Annotated in this window: 12 protein-coding genes; 8 read left to right on the top strand and 4 right to left on the bottom strand. The window is 66.2% G+C overall.

All coding sequences use genetic code 11. From position 1 onward, the window contains the following. Positions 1-2 precede the first annotated feature (2 nt). From napA to TSB10GB4_RS01325, 4 genes are all read left to right on the top strand, one after another. Entirely contained in the window at positions 3-2,504 is a 2,502-nt protein-coding gene (gene napA, locus TSB10GB4_RS01340; RefSeq protein ID WP_186394252.1) for a periplasmic nitrate reductase subunit alpha, read from the top strand. Next, entirely contained in the window at positions 2,477-2,962 is a 486-nt protein-coding gene (locus TSB10GB4_RS01335; protein WP_186389412.1) for a nitrate reductase cytochrome c-type subunit, read from the top strand. The genes napA and TSB10GB4_RS01335 overlap by 28 nt, the downstream gene beginning before the upstream one ends. Positions 2,963-2,965: 3 nt before the next feature. Beyond that, the gene (locus TSB10GB4_RS01330) at positions 2,966-3,661 is read left to right on the top strand and encodes a NapC/NirT family cytochrome c (protein WP_186394251.1); all 696 of its coding nucleotides are present in this window, start codon (positions 2,966-2,968) and stop codon (positions 3,659-3,661) included. A 156-nt stretch (positions 3,662-3,817) separates the two neighbouring features. Next, entirely contained in the window at positions 3,818-4,219 is a 402-nt protein-coding gene (locus TSB10GB4_RS01325) for a hypothetical protein (protein ID WP_186394250.1), read from the top strand. A 92-nt stretch (positions 4,220-4,311) separates the two neighbouring features. Here the strand turns inward: TSB10GB4_RS01325 and TSB10GB4_RS01320 are convergent, their stop codons facing one another. Next, positions 4,312-5,259, bottom strand: a complete 948-nt coding sequence (locus TSB10GB4_RS01320) for a D-alanyl-D-alanine carboxypeptidase family protein (RefSeq protein WP_186394249.1) — start codon at positions 5,257-5,259, stop codon at positions 4,312-4,314. A 108-nt stretch (positions 5,260-5,367) separates the two neighbouring features. Continuing rightward, a complete protein-coding gene (locus TSB10GB4_RS01315) occupies positions 5,368-6,975 on the bottom strand; it encodes an EAL domain-containing protein (protein ID WP_208984334.1) in 1,608 nt (535 codons plus the stop codon). A 139-nt stretch (positions 6,976-7,114) separates the two neighbouring features. Between TSB10GB4_RS01315 and TSB10GB4_RS01310 the strand changes: the two genes are divergently transcribed. The 3 genes from TSB10GB4_RS01310 to TSB10GB4_RS01300 all read left to right on the top strand — a co-directional run bounded on the left by TSB10GB4_RS01310 (position 7,115) and on the right by TSB10GB4_RS01300 (position 11,568). Continuing rightward, the gene (locus tag TSB10GB4_RS01310; protein WP_186394248.1) at positions 7,115-8,023 is read left to right on the top strand and encodes a sugar kinase; all 909 of its coding nucleotides are present in this window, start codon (positions 7,115-7,117) and stop codon (positions 8,021-8,023) included. A 131-nt stretch (positions 8,024-8,154) separates the two neighbouring features. Further along, complete coding sequence (locus TSB10GB4_RS01305) at positions 8,155-9,345, top strand: hypothetical protein (RefSeq protein ID WP_186394247.1); 1,191 nt, start codon at positions 8,155-8,157, stop codon at positions 9,343-9,345. A 165-nt stretch (positions 9,346-9,510) separates the two neighbouring features. Continuing rightward, positions 9,511-11,568, top strand: a complete 2,058-nt coding sequence (locus TSB10GB4_RS01300; RefSeq protein WP_186394246.1) for a hypothetical protein — start codon at positions 9,511-9,513, stop codon at positions 11,566-11,568. Between the two features lie 112 nt (positions 11,569-11,680). On the opposite strand, the gene TSB10GB4_RS01295 is transcribed toward TSB10GB4_RS01300, so the two are convergent. Further along, positions 11,681-13,477, bottom strand: coding sequence for an ABC transporter ATP-binding protein (locus TSB10GB4_RS01295; protein ID WP_186394245.1), 1,797 nt, complete (start codon positions 13,475-13,477; stop codon positions 11,681-11,683). Between the two features lie 81 nt (positions 13,478-13,558). Next, positions 13,559-15,343, bottom strand: a complete 1,785-nt coding sequence (gene aspS / locus TSB10GB4_RS01290; RefSeq protein ID WP_186394244.1) for an aspartate--tRNA ligase — start codon at positions 15,341-15,343, stop codon at positions 13,559-13,561. 220 nt (positions 15,344-15,563) lie between these two features. Between aspS and rnd the strand changes: the two genes are divergently transcribed. After that, positions 15,564-16,796, top strand: coding sequence for a ribonuclease D (gene rnd, locus TSB10GB4_RS01285; protein ID WP_186394243.1), 1,233 nt, complete (start codon positions 15,564-15,566; stop codon positions 16,794-16,796). Positions 16,797-16,841 lie beyond the last annotated feature (45 nt).

The following is a 16,841-nucleotide window of genomic DNA, read 5'->3' as shown; positions in this document are numbered from 1 at the left end:
CGATGGAGCTTGAGCTCTCCAGGCGCGACATGATCAAGGCGCAGGCCGCGGCGGTGGCCGCCGCCGCCGCCGGCATCGCCCTGCCCGCCGCCGCCCAGCCCATTCCCGGCGGCATCGGCACGCTGGACATCAAGTGGTCGAAGGCGCCCTGCCGCTTCTGCGGTACCGGCTGCGGCGTTATGGTCGGCGTCAAGGACGGTCAGGTCGTCACCACCCACGGCGACATGCAGGCGGAGGTCAATCGCGGCCTCAACTGCATCAAGGGCTATTTCCTGTCCAAGATCATGTATGGCGAGGACCGGCTGACCACGCCCCTGATGCGCAAGCGCGGCGGCAGCTACCACAAGGACGGCGAGTTCGAGCCGGTCTCCTGGGACGAAGCGCTCGACCTGATGGCGGAAAAGGCCAAGGAGACGCTGGCGGCCAAGGGCCCGACCGCGCTCGGCATGTTCGGCTCGGGCCAATGGACGATTTTCGAGGGCTACGCCGCCACCAAGCTGATGCGGGCGGGTTTCCGCTCCAACAATCTCGACCCCAACGCCCGCCACTGCATGGCCTCCGCCGCCACCGCCTTCATGCGGACCTTCGGCATGGACGAGCCGATGGGCTGCTACGAGGACTTCGAGCATGCCGACGCCTTCGTGCTGTGGGGCTCGAACATGGCGGAGATGCATCCGATCCTGTGGACGAGGCTGGCCGACCGGCGTCTTGGTCATGAGCATGTGCGGGTGGCGGTGCTGTCGACCTTCACCCATCGCAGCATGGACCTTGCCGACATCCCGATGATCTTCAAGCCGGGGACGGATCTGGCGATCCTTAACTACATCGCCAACCACATCATCGAGACAGGCCGCGTCAACGAGGACTTCGTGCGCGACCACGCGGTGTTCATGACCGGCCAGACCGATATCGGCTATGGCCTGCGCCCCGACAACGAGCTGGAGTTGAGGGCCGTCGGCGCCGGCGATCCGGGCAAGATGGAGCCGGCCGACTTCGAGGCCTTCCGCAAGATGGTGTCCGACTACACGCTGGAGAAGGTCTCGGCGCTGTCGGGCGTCGAGCCGGATTTCCTGCGCGAACTCGCCGAGCTCTATGCCGACCCGGACCGCAAGGTCATGTCGCTGTGGACCATGGGCTTCAACCAGCATGTGCGCGGCGTCTGGGCCAACCACATGGTCTACAATCTGCACCTTTTGACGGGAAAGATCTCCGAGCCCGGCAACAGCCCCTTCTCGCTGACCGGCCAGCCCTCGGCCTGCGGCACGGCACGCGAGGTCGGCACCTTCGCCCATCGCCTGCCGGCCGACATGGTGGTAACCAACCCCGAACACCGCAAGCAGACCGAGGAAATCTGGAAGCTGCCGCACGGGCTGCTGCCGGACAAGCCGGGCTATCATGCGGTCGAGCAGGACCGGATGCTGCGCGACGGCAAGCTCAACTGGTACTGGGTCCAGGTGAACAACAACCTGCAGGCCGCGCCCAACACCAGCCAGGAGACCTATCCCGGTTATCGAAATCCGGAGAATTTCATCGTCGTCTCAGACGCTTACCCGACGGTGACGGCACTTGCCGCCGATGTCATCCTGCCCGCTGCCATGTGGGTGGAAAAGGAAGGCGCCTACGGCAATGCCGAGCGGCGCACCCATGTCTGGCACCAGTTGGTCGATGCCAAGGGCGAGGCCCGCTCCGACCTGTGGCAGATGATGGAGTTCTCCAAGCGCTTCACCACGGACGAGGTGTGGCCCCAGGAGATCCTCGACGCCAATCCCGACTATCGCGGCAAGACGCTCTACGAGGTGCTGTTCGCGAATGGGACCGTCGACCGCTTTCCGCTCGCGCAGATCGACGCGGACTACGAGAACCAGGAGGCCAAGCACTTCGGCTTCTATGTTCAAAAGGGCCTGTTCGAGGAATATGCGGAGTTCGGCCGCGACCATGGCCACGACCTTGCGCCCTATGACCGCTACCACCAGGTGCGCGGATTGCGCTGGCCGGTGGTCGATGGCGAGGAAACCCGCTGGCGCTACCGCGAGGGTTACGATCCTTACGTGAAGCCGGGCGAAGGCGTGCGCTTCTACGGCCGCAAGGACGGGCGCGCGGTGATCCTCGCCGTGCCCTACGAGCCACCCGCCGAGGTGCCCGACGACGACTACGACCTGTGGCTGGTGACCGGCCGGGTGCTCGAGCACTGGCATTCCGGCTCGATGACGATGCGCGTGCCCGAGCTCTACAAGGCCTTCCCCGGCGCCCGCCTCTTCATGCATCCCGACGACGCCCGCGCCCGCGGCCTCAACCAGGGCAGCGAGGTCGTGGTGACCTCGCGGCGCGGTGAAATCCGCACGCGCATCGAGACGCGCGGGCGCAACCGCATGCCGCGCGGCGTCGTCTTCGTGCCGTGGTTCGACGCAAGCCAGTTGATCAACAAGGTCACGCTCGACGCCACCGATCCCATCTCCAAGCAGACGGATTTCAAGAAATGCGCAGTCAAGGTCTCCACCGCGTAGCCGCGCACGCGCTGCTTGCCGGCCTTCTCGTGTTCGCCGTCGGCCTGGCGCTGCCGGCGTTCTCCCAGGACGCGCCGCGCCTGCGCGGAACGCCCCAGCCGATGGAAAATGCTGCGGCTCCTCCGGTGGCGAAATGGATCGTCGACGACGTACGGCGGATGCGCGCCTATCCCGAGCAGCCGCCGGTGATCCCGCATTCGATCGAAGGCTACCAGCTTTCGGTCAACACCAACCGCTGCCTGTCCTGCCACAAGCGGGAATACACGGAAGGGTCCGGCGCGCCGATGATCAGTGTCACCCATTACATGGACCGCGAGGGCCAGATGCTGGCGGACGTGTCGCCGCGCCGCTACTTCTGCACCATGTGCCACGTGCCCCAGTCGGATGCCCCACCGCTTGTCACCAACCTGTTCCGCGACATGAGCGAGCTCGGCGCCCGGCCGGCCGGGAGCCGCTGAGCCATGTGGGGTCGTCTGAAGTCCCTCGCCCGGCAGGCCTGGACCATCTTCGCAAGGCCGAGCGTGCATTTCGGCCTCGGCTTCCTGACCCTCGGCGGCTTCGTCGGCGGCGTGATCTTCTGGGGTGCGTTCAACACCGCGCTGGAAGTCACCAACACCGAGGCCTTCTGCATCAGTTGCCACGAGATGAAAGACAACGTCTACGAGGAGATGACGCAGACCATCCACTTCTCCAACCGCTCGGGCGTGCGGGCGTCCTGCCCCGACTGCCACGTTCCGCACAACTGGACCGACAAGATCGCCCGCAAGATGCAGGCCTCCAAGGAGGTCTGGGGCCACCTGTTCGGCACCATCAACACGCGCCGCAAGTTCCTCGACCTGCGCCTGGAACTCGCTAAGCACGAATGGGCGCGGCTGAAGGCCAATGACAGCCTCGAATGCCGCAACTGCCATTCCTCCATCGCCATGGATTTCACCCGCCAGACAGATCGTGCCGCGGCAATCCACCAACGCTTCCTCGTCAGCGGCGAAGCGACCTGCATCGACTGCCACAAGGGAATCGCCCACCAGCTTCCAAACATGGAAGATGTGGAGCCGGGCTGGCGCGTCCCGCCGGAGTTCAGGCAACTGGAGGGCAAGGAGGAAGCGGCCCTGCGACAATTGACCGGGTATCTGTCCGATATTCCGCCCTCAAAGTGACTTTCCCGGCCGACCTTTGGCATGACCCGTCCCATCCGGCGGTTTTCGTGATAGGCTCTCGTTCCGTCGGTCCAGGACGGCAAAAAAGCGCCGGGCCGCACCGGGGAGCGAGACATGCACGGAATGGAAAGGGCCACAGGCCGGATCGCAGCGCGCGTGGCAAAGGGACTTGCGGGCCTTGCCCTCATGTCGATCCTCATCGCCACGCCGCCAGCCGCCGCCGATCACCTGCTCCCGGGCGACCGGGTCGGCTCCAACATCAACGAGATTGCCGACACGCTCGCCAAGCACGGCTACGTCACGCTGCGCTACATGAACAAGGAAGGCCGGATCGAGATCGTCGCCCGCAAGGGCAACGACACGGTGTTCCTGCTGATCGACGCGGCGACCGGATTGCTCGAAACCGCCGTCCATCAGGATGGCGAACCGCGGCTGGAGCGCCCTGTCGTCCCTGCGCCGCAGGGCGATGAGGAAAGCCGGAGACCGGCCGCCGATCACGACGCCGACGACACGATTTCCGCCCTGCCCGGTCCCGACCGGACGATCTCCCCAGCCTGATCGCACGCGATTTACCTGTCGCCCCCGAACGGCCGCAGCATCGTGGTCCGGCGTGCCCTGTTCAGCCGGGCCGGCGCCGTTTCAGCGCCCCTTCAAAGATATTGCTCGATCAGGTCCGCGACCTGGCGATCGCGCGCGCCTTCGCTCTCGCCGCCGAACACCACGGCGATGACACTGCGCCCGCCACGATGGGCGGAGGCGGCAAGGTTGTAGCCGGAATCGCGGATATAGCCGGTCTTGATACCGTCGACGCCGGCAACGCGGCCAAGCAGGTTGTTGGTCGCCCGGTGGGCGGTGCCCTCATAGGTGAAGCTGCGCGCCGTAAAGGCGCTGGCACGCCCGGCATGCCGGCTTTTCAGCGCGCGCGACAGGGTCGCCATGTCGCGCGCAGTGGTGACCTGACGCGGATCCGGCAGCCCCGAGGCGTTGACGAAACGGGTATTGCCCATGCCAAGGCTGCGCGCCTTGGCCGTCATCTGCGCGGCAAAGGCGTCCTCGGAGCCGGCAAGCGTCTCCGCGACCGCCACCGCGACGTCATTGGCCGACTTCACGGCCAGCGCCTGGATCGCCTGGGAGACGGTCAGCCGCCCCCCGACCTTCAACCCGATGCGCGCCGGCGGCTGGCTTGCCGCCTTCGCGGAGATCGACAGCGGCGTATCGAGGCCGACCCGGCCCTCGGACAGCGCATCGAACAGCAGATAGAGCGTCATCATCTTGGTGAGCGAGGCCGGGTAGCGCAGCGAATCGGCATCCGCCTCGTGCAGCACCGTCCCGGTCGCCGCATCGACGACGATGGCAGCCGGGGCACGTCGAAGCGCACTGCCCTGTGGCGCCAGTGACAGTTCCGTGCCGATCGAGGGCGCGGGAAGCACCGGCAGCGCCGCGACCTGCACGGCTCCCACCGGCTGGCGCGAGGCATGCTGCGAGGTGCTGGTGGCGGTCTGGCAGCCGCCGAGCGCGAGAGACACGGCAAGGACAAGCGCCGCGCGGCGCCAGCGGCGCGAGGTGGCGTCCCTCGCGGTGGTCAGAGCGTTCACCATTCCGGCTCCGGATGAAGGAGGCTGATCGGCGCGCACCTTATCGGATCGCGGCGCCGGGAAAAAGTCCCGCCTCGGCCGACATGACGGAAAGGGTCGAGGCGCGCGGCCTCAGGCGACCAGGGCCTTGCCCATGCCTTCCGGCAGAGCGGTGCCGCGCCCGCCGGACAGCGCCTGCGCCAGTTCGATGAACAGCTTGGCCGGCAAGGGCGGGGCGAAAATGTAGCCCTGCGCGGCGGAGACGCCGAGTTCGCGCAGGCGCTCGATCTGTTCCATCGTCTCGACGCCCTCGGCGATGATGCCCATGCCGAGATTGTCGGCGAGTTCGACCATCGTGTCGACGATGGTGGTGGAGTTGTCGTCCGTCCCCAGGCTGTCGATGAACATCTTGTCGATCTTGATGATGTCGATGCCGAGCTTCTGGAGATAGGCGAAACCGCCATGGCCGGTGCCCACATCGTCGAGCGCCACGCGCACGCCGATCGCCTGCATCTCGGCGATGATCTTGCGGGCGGTGTCCATGTTGGACAACGGCTGGCGCTCGGTCACCTCCATGACGATCTGCTGAAAGGCGATCTTCGAGCCGCCAAAGATCTCGGTGATGTCCTCGATGATCTGCCGATCCTCGAAATGTCCGGCAAACAGGTTGATCGACAGCTTGAATTCCGGATTCTGGTAATAGAGATCGCCGACCTCGACACAGGTCTTGCGCATGATCTGACGGGTCATCTCGAAGATGTGGCCCGACGTCTCGGCGAAGGTCATGAAGGCGCCCGGCGAGATCACCGACCCGTCCGGCCGCTGCCAGCGCATCAACACCTCGCAGCCGCGCAGACGGCCCGTTTCGATGTCCATCACCGGCTGATAATAGGGGATGAACTCTCCGCGCCGGATCGCCTGGACGAATTCGTCCTCCGCCTCGCTCTCCGGCCGCCAGGAGAACCAGACGCTGACCGCCACGAACAGGATCGCGAAACAGACGCAAGCGATTGCGGCGACCACCTTGAGATCGCGCACCAGATTGTCGGCGGCCGAAGCCGGCGCCGAAACGGTCGCCAGCATCGGATACTTCTCCGAAGCCACCTCGACGACCATCTCCCGCTCGCTCTCGCGGGAATTGATATGGCTGTACTCGCCCGAGCGCAGCCACGTCACCCCGTCGCCCAGCCGCAGTTCCACATGCCGGTGAGCGCGCAGGTATTCCGGCCCCGGGTCGATGGCGATCGCGACAGGCGAGATCTCCGCCAGGAGCCGGTTGCCGGTCCCGATCCGCCAGCTCACCAGGGCAACGCGCGTCCCTTCATAGACGCGCTCGCGCATGCCGATCCCGACCAGCGGAGAATCCGCCTGCAGGACGGGCAGCACGGGCTGCCCCCTGCTCGGCTGGTCCGGCACGTTGCACATCATCACGCCGCCGGTATTGACGACGCCGAGCATCTGCACGAACGGCGCCTCGATCAGACCGGCATTGAACGCTGCCCGATCATCCGCCGAACAGGTCACGTGGCCCTTCTGGTGCAACCCCTGCAACACCGACACCGCATCGCCGATTGCCTTTTCCGCGCGCAGGACATAGCGCTCGGCAATCGCCTTCATCTCCGCCTGCGCCTGTGTTACGGCGTAGGTGTTGAGCACGTAATTGGCCGCGATCAGGGGAGCGATCGCCAGAATGAGGGCGATCACCAAAGTCTTGAGAAAGCGGGTATAACGGTGCGGCACGCAGCGATCCGGCATTTGATGGAATGTCAGTATCCGCAGCTTTCGTAAATGACCCCTGAAGGCGCGGCCGCAGGAGAGAAAAAAAGCCGCCGCGCCCTGACAACAAGAGCAACCCCGGCAACGAGGAGCGCGTCAAAGCATGCAGGCCCTGTTCATTGGCCAAGCCTATATCGACATCACCTTCCTCACCGATACGCTGCCGACGGGCGACGAGAAGGCGATCGCGCGCGATTATGCGGTGAGCTTCGGCGGCAATGCGGTGACCGCCGGCTTTGCCTGCGCAAGGCTCGGCATCGCCCCGGACATCCTGTGCTCGCAGGCCGATGACTGGCTGGCCCGAATGTTCCTCGACATGGCCGCCAAATACGGCATCTCGATCCATGGACGGAAGGTGCGGGAATCCTCCCTCTCCTTCATCATGCCCAAGGACGGCAAGCGCGCCATCGTCCGCTGCCGCGACAACGATTTCCTTCACCCCTTTCCGGTGCTCAATCTTGCCGGCTGCCGGGCGCTGCATCTCGACGGCCACATGCCCGATGCCGCCCTGCACTATGCCAAGGCCGCCCGGGCCGCAGGCATCCTGACCTCGCTCGATGGCGGTGCCGTGCGCGAGAATACGGACGAATTGCTGCGCTATATCGATGCCGCTGTAGTCTCCGCCCGCTTCTGCGAGCAACTCGGTCTCGGCGTCGAGGAAACGCTGGACTACCTGCGCGAACGCGGTTGCCCGGTCGGCGGCGTCACGCTCGGAGAGGATGGCATCTTCTGGTATGAGGGCGGCAGTCCGACGCAGCGCATGGCCGCGCTTAACGTGCCCAGGGAGCGCATCGTCGACACGAACGGCGCCGGCGACGTCTTTCACGGCGCTTATATCTATTCCTGGCTGCGCAATGAAGATGCCGGCTTCGAGCAGCATTTCCGCTTCGCCCGCGCCGCCTCCGCCCACGCGATCCAGCACCTGGGCAACGAGGACAGCCTGCCGTCGCTCGCCGATGTCGAGCAGGCGATGGCGGAATGGCCGGAAAAACCTCTGGCCGCGGTCATCTAGCTGAAAAACAAACAGGCGACAAATCGCTCTGAACAATCTGAGCGCGCAGCTTGTCCTTGCGCTCCATTTGACGCATCGTAGCGGTCCGCAGGCAGGGAGCGGACACTCAAACACCACTCGGAGACGTCTGAATGACCTATCTTCCCCTTCGCCGCGTGCGCGCCCTTGCGATTGCCTGCCCGCTCCTCCTCGCGCCGCCGGCCCTTGCCTTCGATGCCTCCGGCAACGAAGTGGCGGACACGTTCTTCCAGATCATCGAAGCCGGCAAGGCGGCCGTGACCGGCTATGACAGGGTCGAGGAATCCGGCGGCAAGGTGACCATCACCGGGCTACGCGCCGCGCTCGACGACGGCGGCAAGACCACCAGGCTGACGATCGCCGAAACCTCGTTTCAGGACGCCGAAGTCGACGCCGACGGCGGCCTGACCGCCGGAGCCATGGCGATGAGCGGTGTCACCATCGAGGACCAGCAGGACGGCAATGACGTCCGCGTCACCGCCGCGCTGATCGCCATCGACGATCCGGTCCTGCCCTCGGCCGCCACGATCAAGGCCAAGGCCGACAGCGACGCGATGGCGCCCGGCTATTCGCGTGCCGAGATCACCGGCATCCTCATCGACACCGAGAAGGATGGGAAAATCCCGATCGCCAGCGTCGTCGCCGTGGTCGACGAAATGGACGGCGATCTGCCGACCGCCGGCTCGCTGACGGTGAAGGGCATCGAGATCACCGCCGCCAGCCTGGACGAGGACGGCCGCAAGTCTCTGACCGACCTCGGCTATGACAAGCTCGTGCTCGGTCTCGCCCTGGAAGCGGAATGGGACCCGGACGCCGGCGTTCTCGACATTTCCGACCTGACGATTTCCGGTGCCGAAGCGGCCACGCTGAACGCTTCGCTGACGCTCAAGGGCATGACCCGCGAGGTCTTCGCGAAGCTCGAAGCCGCCCAGGGCAACCCGGAAGAGGCCATGGGCATCATGCAGGGCCTCGAGGTGGTCAGCCTCGCCCTGCGTCTCGACAACGAGTCGCTGGTCGACCGCCTGCTCGACGCGCAGGCCAAGGAATCCGGTGCCTCGCGCGAGGAGTTCGTCGGTCAGTTGAGCGCCGCCCTGCCCATGCTGCTATCGGTGATCGGCAATCCCGACTTCCAGCAGAAGGTCGCGAGCGCAGCCACCACCTTCCTGAAGGACCCGCAGTCGATCTCCGCGACGGCGGCGCCCGCCGCGCCGGTGCCCTTCGCTCAATTGCTGGGAGCCGCAATGATCGCGCCGCAGACGCTCCCCAACCTTCTCGGCGTGACGATCGCCGCGAACCAGGACTGACGTTCCGGCGGGAGGGGCACCGCCGCGACACAGCAGCAACGATCCCGGCGCGGGCAAACCCGGCGCCGGTTTCGGTTTGAGTGACCGCTCCTCCGAGCGGATCCGCTTTCCCGATCCGATCCGCTTATCGGACAATGGACAACGCCAGATCACGGACAACGGACCATGCCCAAACCAATGCCCAGACACCTGCGCTACACCGCCACGGCCGGCGCCTTTCTCGTAAGCCTCGCGCTTGCCGCTCCCGCCACGGCGAACCCCGCCGTCGATGCCGCCGACGCCTTCCTGAAATGGGCCAAGGACAACGGCGCCAGCATCGCCGAATATGGCAGCGTCACCGAAACCGGCACCAGCGATGCCACCGTGCGCGACGCCCGGTTCGGCTGGGATCTCGCCTTCTCGATCGCCGGCGTCGACATCGACGTCGATATCCGCATCAACAGCCCCGAGACCCGGCTGATCGGCGTCACCAGGACCGATAAGGGCTACCGGCTCGACAAGTACGAGCAACCCGGCCTGCACGAGTTCCGTGTTGCCGGCGGGATGACCCAGGACGGCGTGCGCAGCGCCTTCGACGTCACCGTCAACCAGTACGATCTGGTGGCGGAAAACTACCTCCAGGTTCCGTTCGAAGCTCCGGAAGACGCCGGAAAGCCGGTTTCGCGCTTCCTGCCGGCCATCCTTGCCGGCCTCGACACCAGCGTCGAGCGCATGTTCGTGCGCCGCATGGAAACCCTGTCGAAGATGCCTGACGGCGCCGCCGGCAAGGAAACCTACGAGGGCATGACCATCACCGGTCTCGCCAACGGCCGCATCGAGGAGCAACGGGTCGAGAAGACCGTCTCGGAAACGGAAATAGTGCTGGAGCCGGGCGCCACCGGCGAGCGCACGATGCTCCGCCAGGAGGTTGGGCTGCAGGTCGTCACCGGCACCGACATCAAGCCGATCCTGCGGCTGGTCGGCATGTTGCCGGCCGAGCGTCTGACCGGCGACGAGGTCATCGCCGGCGCCAGCGTCGACGGGGTGAGCTTCTCCTTTGACGACAATGTGGTCGGCATCGGCCGCATTGCGATGGCGGGCTTGCGGGTTGCGCCCGACGCCGCCGCCTTCGATCTCGCCACTCTCGGCGACCAGGTGGCGCTCGGCACGCTGCCCGACGACGAGCCCTCCCTTGCCGCGCTCGGTGGACAGGGCCTCGACGCGATCGGGGCAATCTCGCTGGACAGTTTCGATCTCTCCGCGCTCGCCATCACATCGCCCATCGCCAACGGTGCCATTGGCGCGATCCAGGCGCGGGACGCCTCCTATCGCGGCTTTGCGGACTTCACCGTCAGCGAGCTTTCCGTGACGGCGGCGGAGAACAACACCTCGGTCGATTCCCGGCTGTTGCGGATGAGCGAGCTGCGCCTGCCGCCGCTGTCGCGCTATGTCGACGTCTTCCTCTCCTCCGCCGACAAGGACCCCGATCTGGCCCAGATCCTGTCGATCATCCCGACACTTGGCCTGCTGCAGATCGAGGGCCTCAAGGTGGCGTCGGACGAACTCCCCGCACCCGTCTCCGTGGAAAGCTATCGCCTTGCCATGAGCGACTTCATCGCTCCGATCCCGACCCGGATCGAGGCTGTGACGAAAAACGCCTCCTTCCCCATATCGCTGATCGATGAGGAGGACGCCCGCGCGCTGTTCGAGGCGCTGGACCTTGACGCGGTGAACTACTCCGACGAGAGCCGGATTGCCTGGAACCCGGACACCCAGACGCTCAGCATCGATCCGCTCTCCTTCACCATCGATGGGGGCGGCTCTCTGGAACTGCGGATGGAGATCGGCGGCATTCCGCGCCTCGCCTTCGAGAACCCCGAGCAGGCGCAGATGGTCCTTGCGACCGCCATGGTCAACAAGGCCCGCCTTGTCGTGCGCGATGCCCGGCTGATCTCGGCCTTCATCGCTCAGCAGGCGGAACCGGCCGGCCTGTCGCCGGAAACCCTGGCGCTCGGCCTCGCCGATCAGGCCGCCAACGAGATGGGGCCGCTGAAGGACACGCCCTTCGGCCAGAGCCTGCACGCCGCGCTGAAGAGCTTCCTGGTGTCGCCGGACGAACTGGTCATCACGGTCGAGCCTGCCTCGCCGGTGCCGGCCATGCAGATCATGGGCGTGCTGGCAACTGCGCCGGACACCCTGCCACAGCTCCTCAACGCGATGGTCGTTGCCAATTCCGGCCGCTGATCGCCTCGACCAGCAGCGGATCGAAACGCAAAACCCCGCCGCAGAGCCCTGCGGCGGGGTTTTCTTGTGGGTCATTGGCAGCCCGGCGGAGAGAGGTCGTCGGTCCGGTGTGTCACTGCGCCGCGCCGGCGGCGGCGCCAGTGTCGGAAAACTGCAGGTCGCACAACCTCTTGTAGAGCCCTCCGCGCGCAAAGAGCTCACGGTGGGTGCCGCTTTCGATGGCGCGCCCCCGCTCCATGACGATGATCTGGTCCGCCTCACGCACGGTCGACAGGCGGTGAGCGATGACCAGTGTCGTGCGGCCGCGCATCAGGTTGGCGAGCGCCGCCTGGATCTTGGCCTCGCTCTCGGAATCGAGTGCCGACGTCGCCTCGTCCAGCAGCAGCAGAGGCGCGTCGCGCAGGATGGCCCGGGCAATGGCGATACGCTGGCGCTGGCCACCGGACAACCTGCCGCCGCCCTCGCCCACCCGCGTGTCATAGCCCTCGTCCAGTTCCAGGATGAAGTCATGCGCATTCGCCTCGCGCGCCGCCTGCACGATCTCCTCCTCCAGGGCACCGGGTCGGCCCATGGCAATGTTGTCGCGCACCGACATGTCGAACAGGAACGTATCCTGCGACACCAGCGCGATGGAGGCGCGCAGATCAGGGATCGCGATCTCGCGGATGTCCTGCCCGCCGATGGTCACGCGGCCCGCAACCGGCTCGTAGAACCGCTCCAGCAGCGAGAAAACGGTGGACTTGCCCGCCCCCGACGGGCCGACCAGCGCGGTCACCTCGCCGGTACGGGCGGTGAAGTCGAGACCCGTCAGCGCCGGCGCCTCGCCATACTGGAAGACCACGGTCTCGAAGCGCACGTCGCCCGGCCGGAACGGCACCCCTGCCGGGCGCGGCTCCTCCTCCTCCTCCGCCGAAGCGCGGTCCAGCACCTCATACATCAGCCGCACGCCGACCATATGCGCCGAGAGATTGACATGAAGGCGGGCGAGCCGGCGGGCGGGATCATAGGCCAGCAGCAAGGCGGTGATGAAGGCGAAGAAGGCGCCGGGGTCGCTCCCGCGCTCGATGACGGCATAGCCGCCATAGAGGATCACCAGCGCGATGGCGACGCCGCCGAGCGTCTCCATGACCGGCGAGGTGCGGGCCGACAGGCGGGTCATCTTGTCGGCGCGCAAGCGCACGTCCTCGACGGCCGCATCCATGTCGCGGCGCAGCCGCTGCTCCACCGCGAAGGCCTTGACGACGCGGATGCCGGAAATGGTCTCCTGGGCGATCGACAGGATGCGGGTCAGCGAGACGAATTGCGACTTCGCCACGCGGCGCACGCGCCGCACCAGACCGGCGATGATGATGATCGCCGGGGGCATGATCACCAGCGCAATCAGGCTCATCAAGGGATCCTGGGCGATCATCACCGCGACCAGCGCGATGACGGTCAGCAGGTCCCGGCCGAGCGCCGTAACGATGAGATCGAGCGCCACGCGGGCGGCGGTCGCATTATGCGACAGCCGGGTGCCGAGATCGCCGATGCCGGAGCGCTCGAAAAAGGCCACGTCCTGGCGGGTGATCGCCTCGAACAGGCGCGACTGGGTGCGGGCGACGATGGCGTTGCCGATCTCGCCGAGAACCACCAACTGGCCATAGGTCGAAACACCCTTCACCGCGAAGATGAACATCACGAAGCCGGCGATGACCATCACCATGGTGGCATCGCGCTCCAGGAAGACCTCGTTGATGACGTCCTTCATGATCCAGGCGCTCGCCGCCGTGCTGGCGGCGACAAGCCCCATGAAGATAAAGGCCAGGATATAGCGCCACACGTAGTCCCGGGCGTTTTCCAGGACCAGCCGCCGGACCAGGAAGGGCGTGCCTTCCGGGTCGGCGAACAGGTGGGACCAGAAGCGTCTCAATGCGTCGGCCTTGTTGTTGCTGCCCCGCCGGCGGCCCGTGTCGCCGGCCTCCGCCCTGCCCTTGGGGGCTGACGTCGAACGTCAGCCCTTCTCGGGCAGATTGAGCCGGATATGCAGCTCGCGCAACTGCTTCGGATAAACGCCGGACGGCGCGCCCATCAGCAGGTCCTGCGCCTGCTGGTTCATCGGGAACAGGCTGACGTCGCGCACGTTCTTCGCCCCGACCAGCAGCATGACGATGCGGTCGACGCCGGCCGCCATGCCGCCATGCGGCGGCGCGCCGTACTGGAACGCGCGGTAGAGGCCGCCGAAGCGCTCCTCCACATCGCTCTTCGACAGGCCGACCTTCTCGAACGCCTTGACCATCAGCTCCGGCGACTGGTTGCGGATCGAGCCGGAGGCGATCTCGTAGCCGTTGCACACGAGATCGTACTGGAACGCCTTGATGTCGAGCGGATCCATGGTCTCCAGCGCCTCCAGGCCGCCCTGCGGCATGGAGAACGGATTGTGCGCGAACTCGACCTTCTTCTCGTCCTCGTCCCATTCGAAGAACGGGAAGTCGACGATCCAGGCGAGCGCGAAGCGGTCGCGGTCGACGAGATCGAGTTCTTCGCCGACGCGGGTGCGCGCCTTGCCGGCGAAGTCGGAGAACTTCTTCGGGTCGCCCGCGACGAAGAAGGCCGCATCGCCCGCCTTGAGGCCGAGTTGGGTGCGGATCGCCTCGGTGCGTTCCTCGCCGATGTTCTTGGCGAGCGGCCCGGCGCCCTCGAGAGCACCGCTCTCCTCGCGCCAGAAGATATAGCCGAGGCCCGGCTGGCCCTCGCCCTGCGCCCAGGAGTTCATCCGGTCGCAGAAGGCGCGGCTGCCGCCGGTCGGGGCCGGGATCGCCCACACGGCGTTCTTCGGGTCCTCCAGCATCCGCGCGAAGATCTTGAAGCCGGAGCCCGCGAAATGGGCACCGACATCCTGCATCTCGATCGGATTGCGCAGGTCCGGCTTGTCGCTGCCATACTTGGCGATGGCGTCGGCATAGGGGATGCGCGGGAAAGTCTCGGTGACCGGCTTGCCCTTCGCGAACTCCTCGAAGACGCCGCGCATGATCGGCTCCATCGTGGAGAACACGTCCTCCTGCTCGACGAAGCTCATCTCCAGGTCGAGCTGGTAGAACTCGCCCGGCAGGCGGTCGGCACGCGGGTCCTCGTCGCGGAAGCACGGGGCGATCTGGAAATAGCGGTCGAAGCCGGACACCATCAGCAACTGCTTGAACTGCTGCGGCGCCTGCGGCAGCGCATAGAACTTGCCCGGATGCAGCCGCGAGGGCACCAGGAAGTCGCGCGCGCCCTCCGGCGAGGACGCGGTGAGGATCGGCGTCTGGAATTCGGTGAAGCCCGCCGCCCCCATCCGCTGGCGCATCGAGCCGATGATGCGCGTGCGCGTCATGATGTTCTCGTGCAGCGTCTCGCGGCGCAGGTCGAGGAAGCGATAGGTCAGACGGATGTCTTCCGGATAGTCGGGCTCGTTGAACACCGGCAGCGGCAGTTCGCGCGCCGCGCCGAGCACTTCGAGTTCGCGGATGAAGATTTCGATCGCGCCGGTCGGCAGCGCCGTGTTCACCGTCTCGGGCGTACGCGACTTCACCTCGCCATCGATGCGGATGCACCACTCGGCACGCACCGTCTCGGCAAGCTTGAAGGCCGGCGAATCAGGGTCGACCACGCATTGCGTCATGCCGTAGTGATCGCGCAGGTCGATGAACAGCAGGCCGCCGTGATCGCGCACACGGTGCACCCAGCCCGACAGGCGCGCCGTGGCGCCGACATGGGTTTCGCGCAGTTCCCCGCACGTGTGACTGCGATAGCGATGCATGTGGTCCTCGATGGCCCGAAGTTTGAAAAAGTGGCGGCTGACAAGGCGACGCGGCTGCCGGCCGGCGCGGTGACGCGCCCGTGCACAAGCCACGGGATGGCGATAAAGTCAAGGCAGCGCGCCGGTTGGCGGCTGCCGGCGGCCCGGCGAACGAACCGGCGACAACAAGGCGGTTTCGTGGCGACAAGCGGGCAAGCATCCGCTATATCTCGCGATCACCATGCAGATCATTACAAGCACCAAACAACTGGCCGACGTATGTCGGCGCCTCGCGCAACACGATTTCGTTGCGGTCGACACCGAGTTCCTTCGCGAAACGACCTTCTGGCCGAAGCTCTGCGTCATCCAGATGGCAAGCCCGGAGGACGCGGTGATCGTCGACGCGCTCGCCGACGGTCTCGACCTGGCACCGTTCTTCGAGCTGATGCGCGACGAAAGCATCGTCAAGGTGTTCCATGCCGCGAGGCAGGACATCGAGATCGTCTATCACCTGGGCGGCTTCATCCCGCACCCGGTGTTCGACACCCAGGTCGCGGCGATGGTCTGCGGCTTCGGCGATTCGATTTCCTACGACCAGTTGGTCCATCGCATCACCGCGGTTCGGATCGACAAGTCGTCGCGCTTCACCGACTGGTCGCGCCGGCCGCTCAGCGACAAGCAGCTCGACTATGCGCTGGCCGACGTCACCCATCTGCGCGAGGTCTACCATTTCCTCAAGGCGAACCTCGCCGAACAGGGGCGCAGCCACTGGGTCGGCGACGAGATGGAAATCCTGACCTCAGAGAACACCTATCGCACCGATCCGGAGAATGCGTGGAAGCGGCTGAAGCTGCGGGTGCGCAAGCCGATCGAGTTCGCGGTGCTGCAGGAAATCGCCGCCTGGCGCGAGCGCGAGGCGCATGAGCGCGACGTGCCGCGCAACCGCATCCTCAAGGACGATGCGATCTACGAGATCGCCGCCCAGCAGCCGACCAACACCCAGGCGCTGGCTGCCCTGCGCACCATTCCGCGCGGCTTCGAGCGCTCGCGCACGGCCGACGACATCCTGGCGGCCGTCAAGCGGGCGATGGCGATCCCCAAGGACAAGCTTCCGGCCGTTCCCAAGGGCCGGGCCGCGCCCGACGGATCGGCGGCCGCCGTCGACCTGCTCAAGGTCCTGCTGAAGCTGGTCAGCGAAGCCCATGGCGTCGCCGCCAAGGTGATCGCCACCATGGAGGATCTGGAGAAGATCGCCGCCAGCGACGATGCCGATGTCGATGCCCTCAAGGGCTGGCGCCTGGGACTGTTCGGCGAGGCGGCCTTGAAGCTGAAGCGCGGCGAGATCGCCCTTGCCTTCAACGGCAAGCGCATCGTCGCCGTCGAACAGGACGAGGCCGTGCAGGCGCCGCCCAAGGCGGAAGGCTCCAAGCGCCGCCGTAACCGCCAGAAAGCCGCGGCGGACGCCGCCGAGTAGACGCGAACATCGCGAACCGTTGGCCGGGCGCCCTGCCCGGCCAAC

The organism is Stappia sp. TSB10GB4, from assembly GCF_900185745.1.
Taxonomy (GTDB): Bacteria; Pseudomonadota; Alphaproteobacteria; order Rhizobiales; family Stappiaceae; genus Stappia.
Note: the sequence above shows the minus strand (reverse complement) of the source record. Positions and strands in the feature narration are given on the sequence as shown.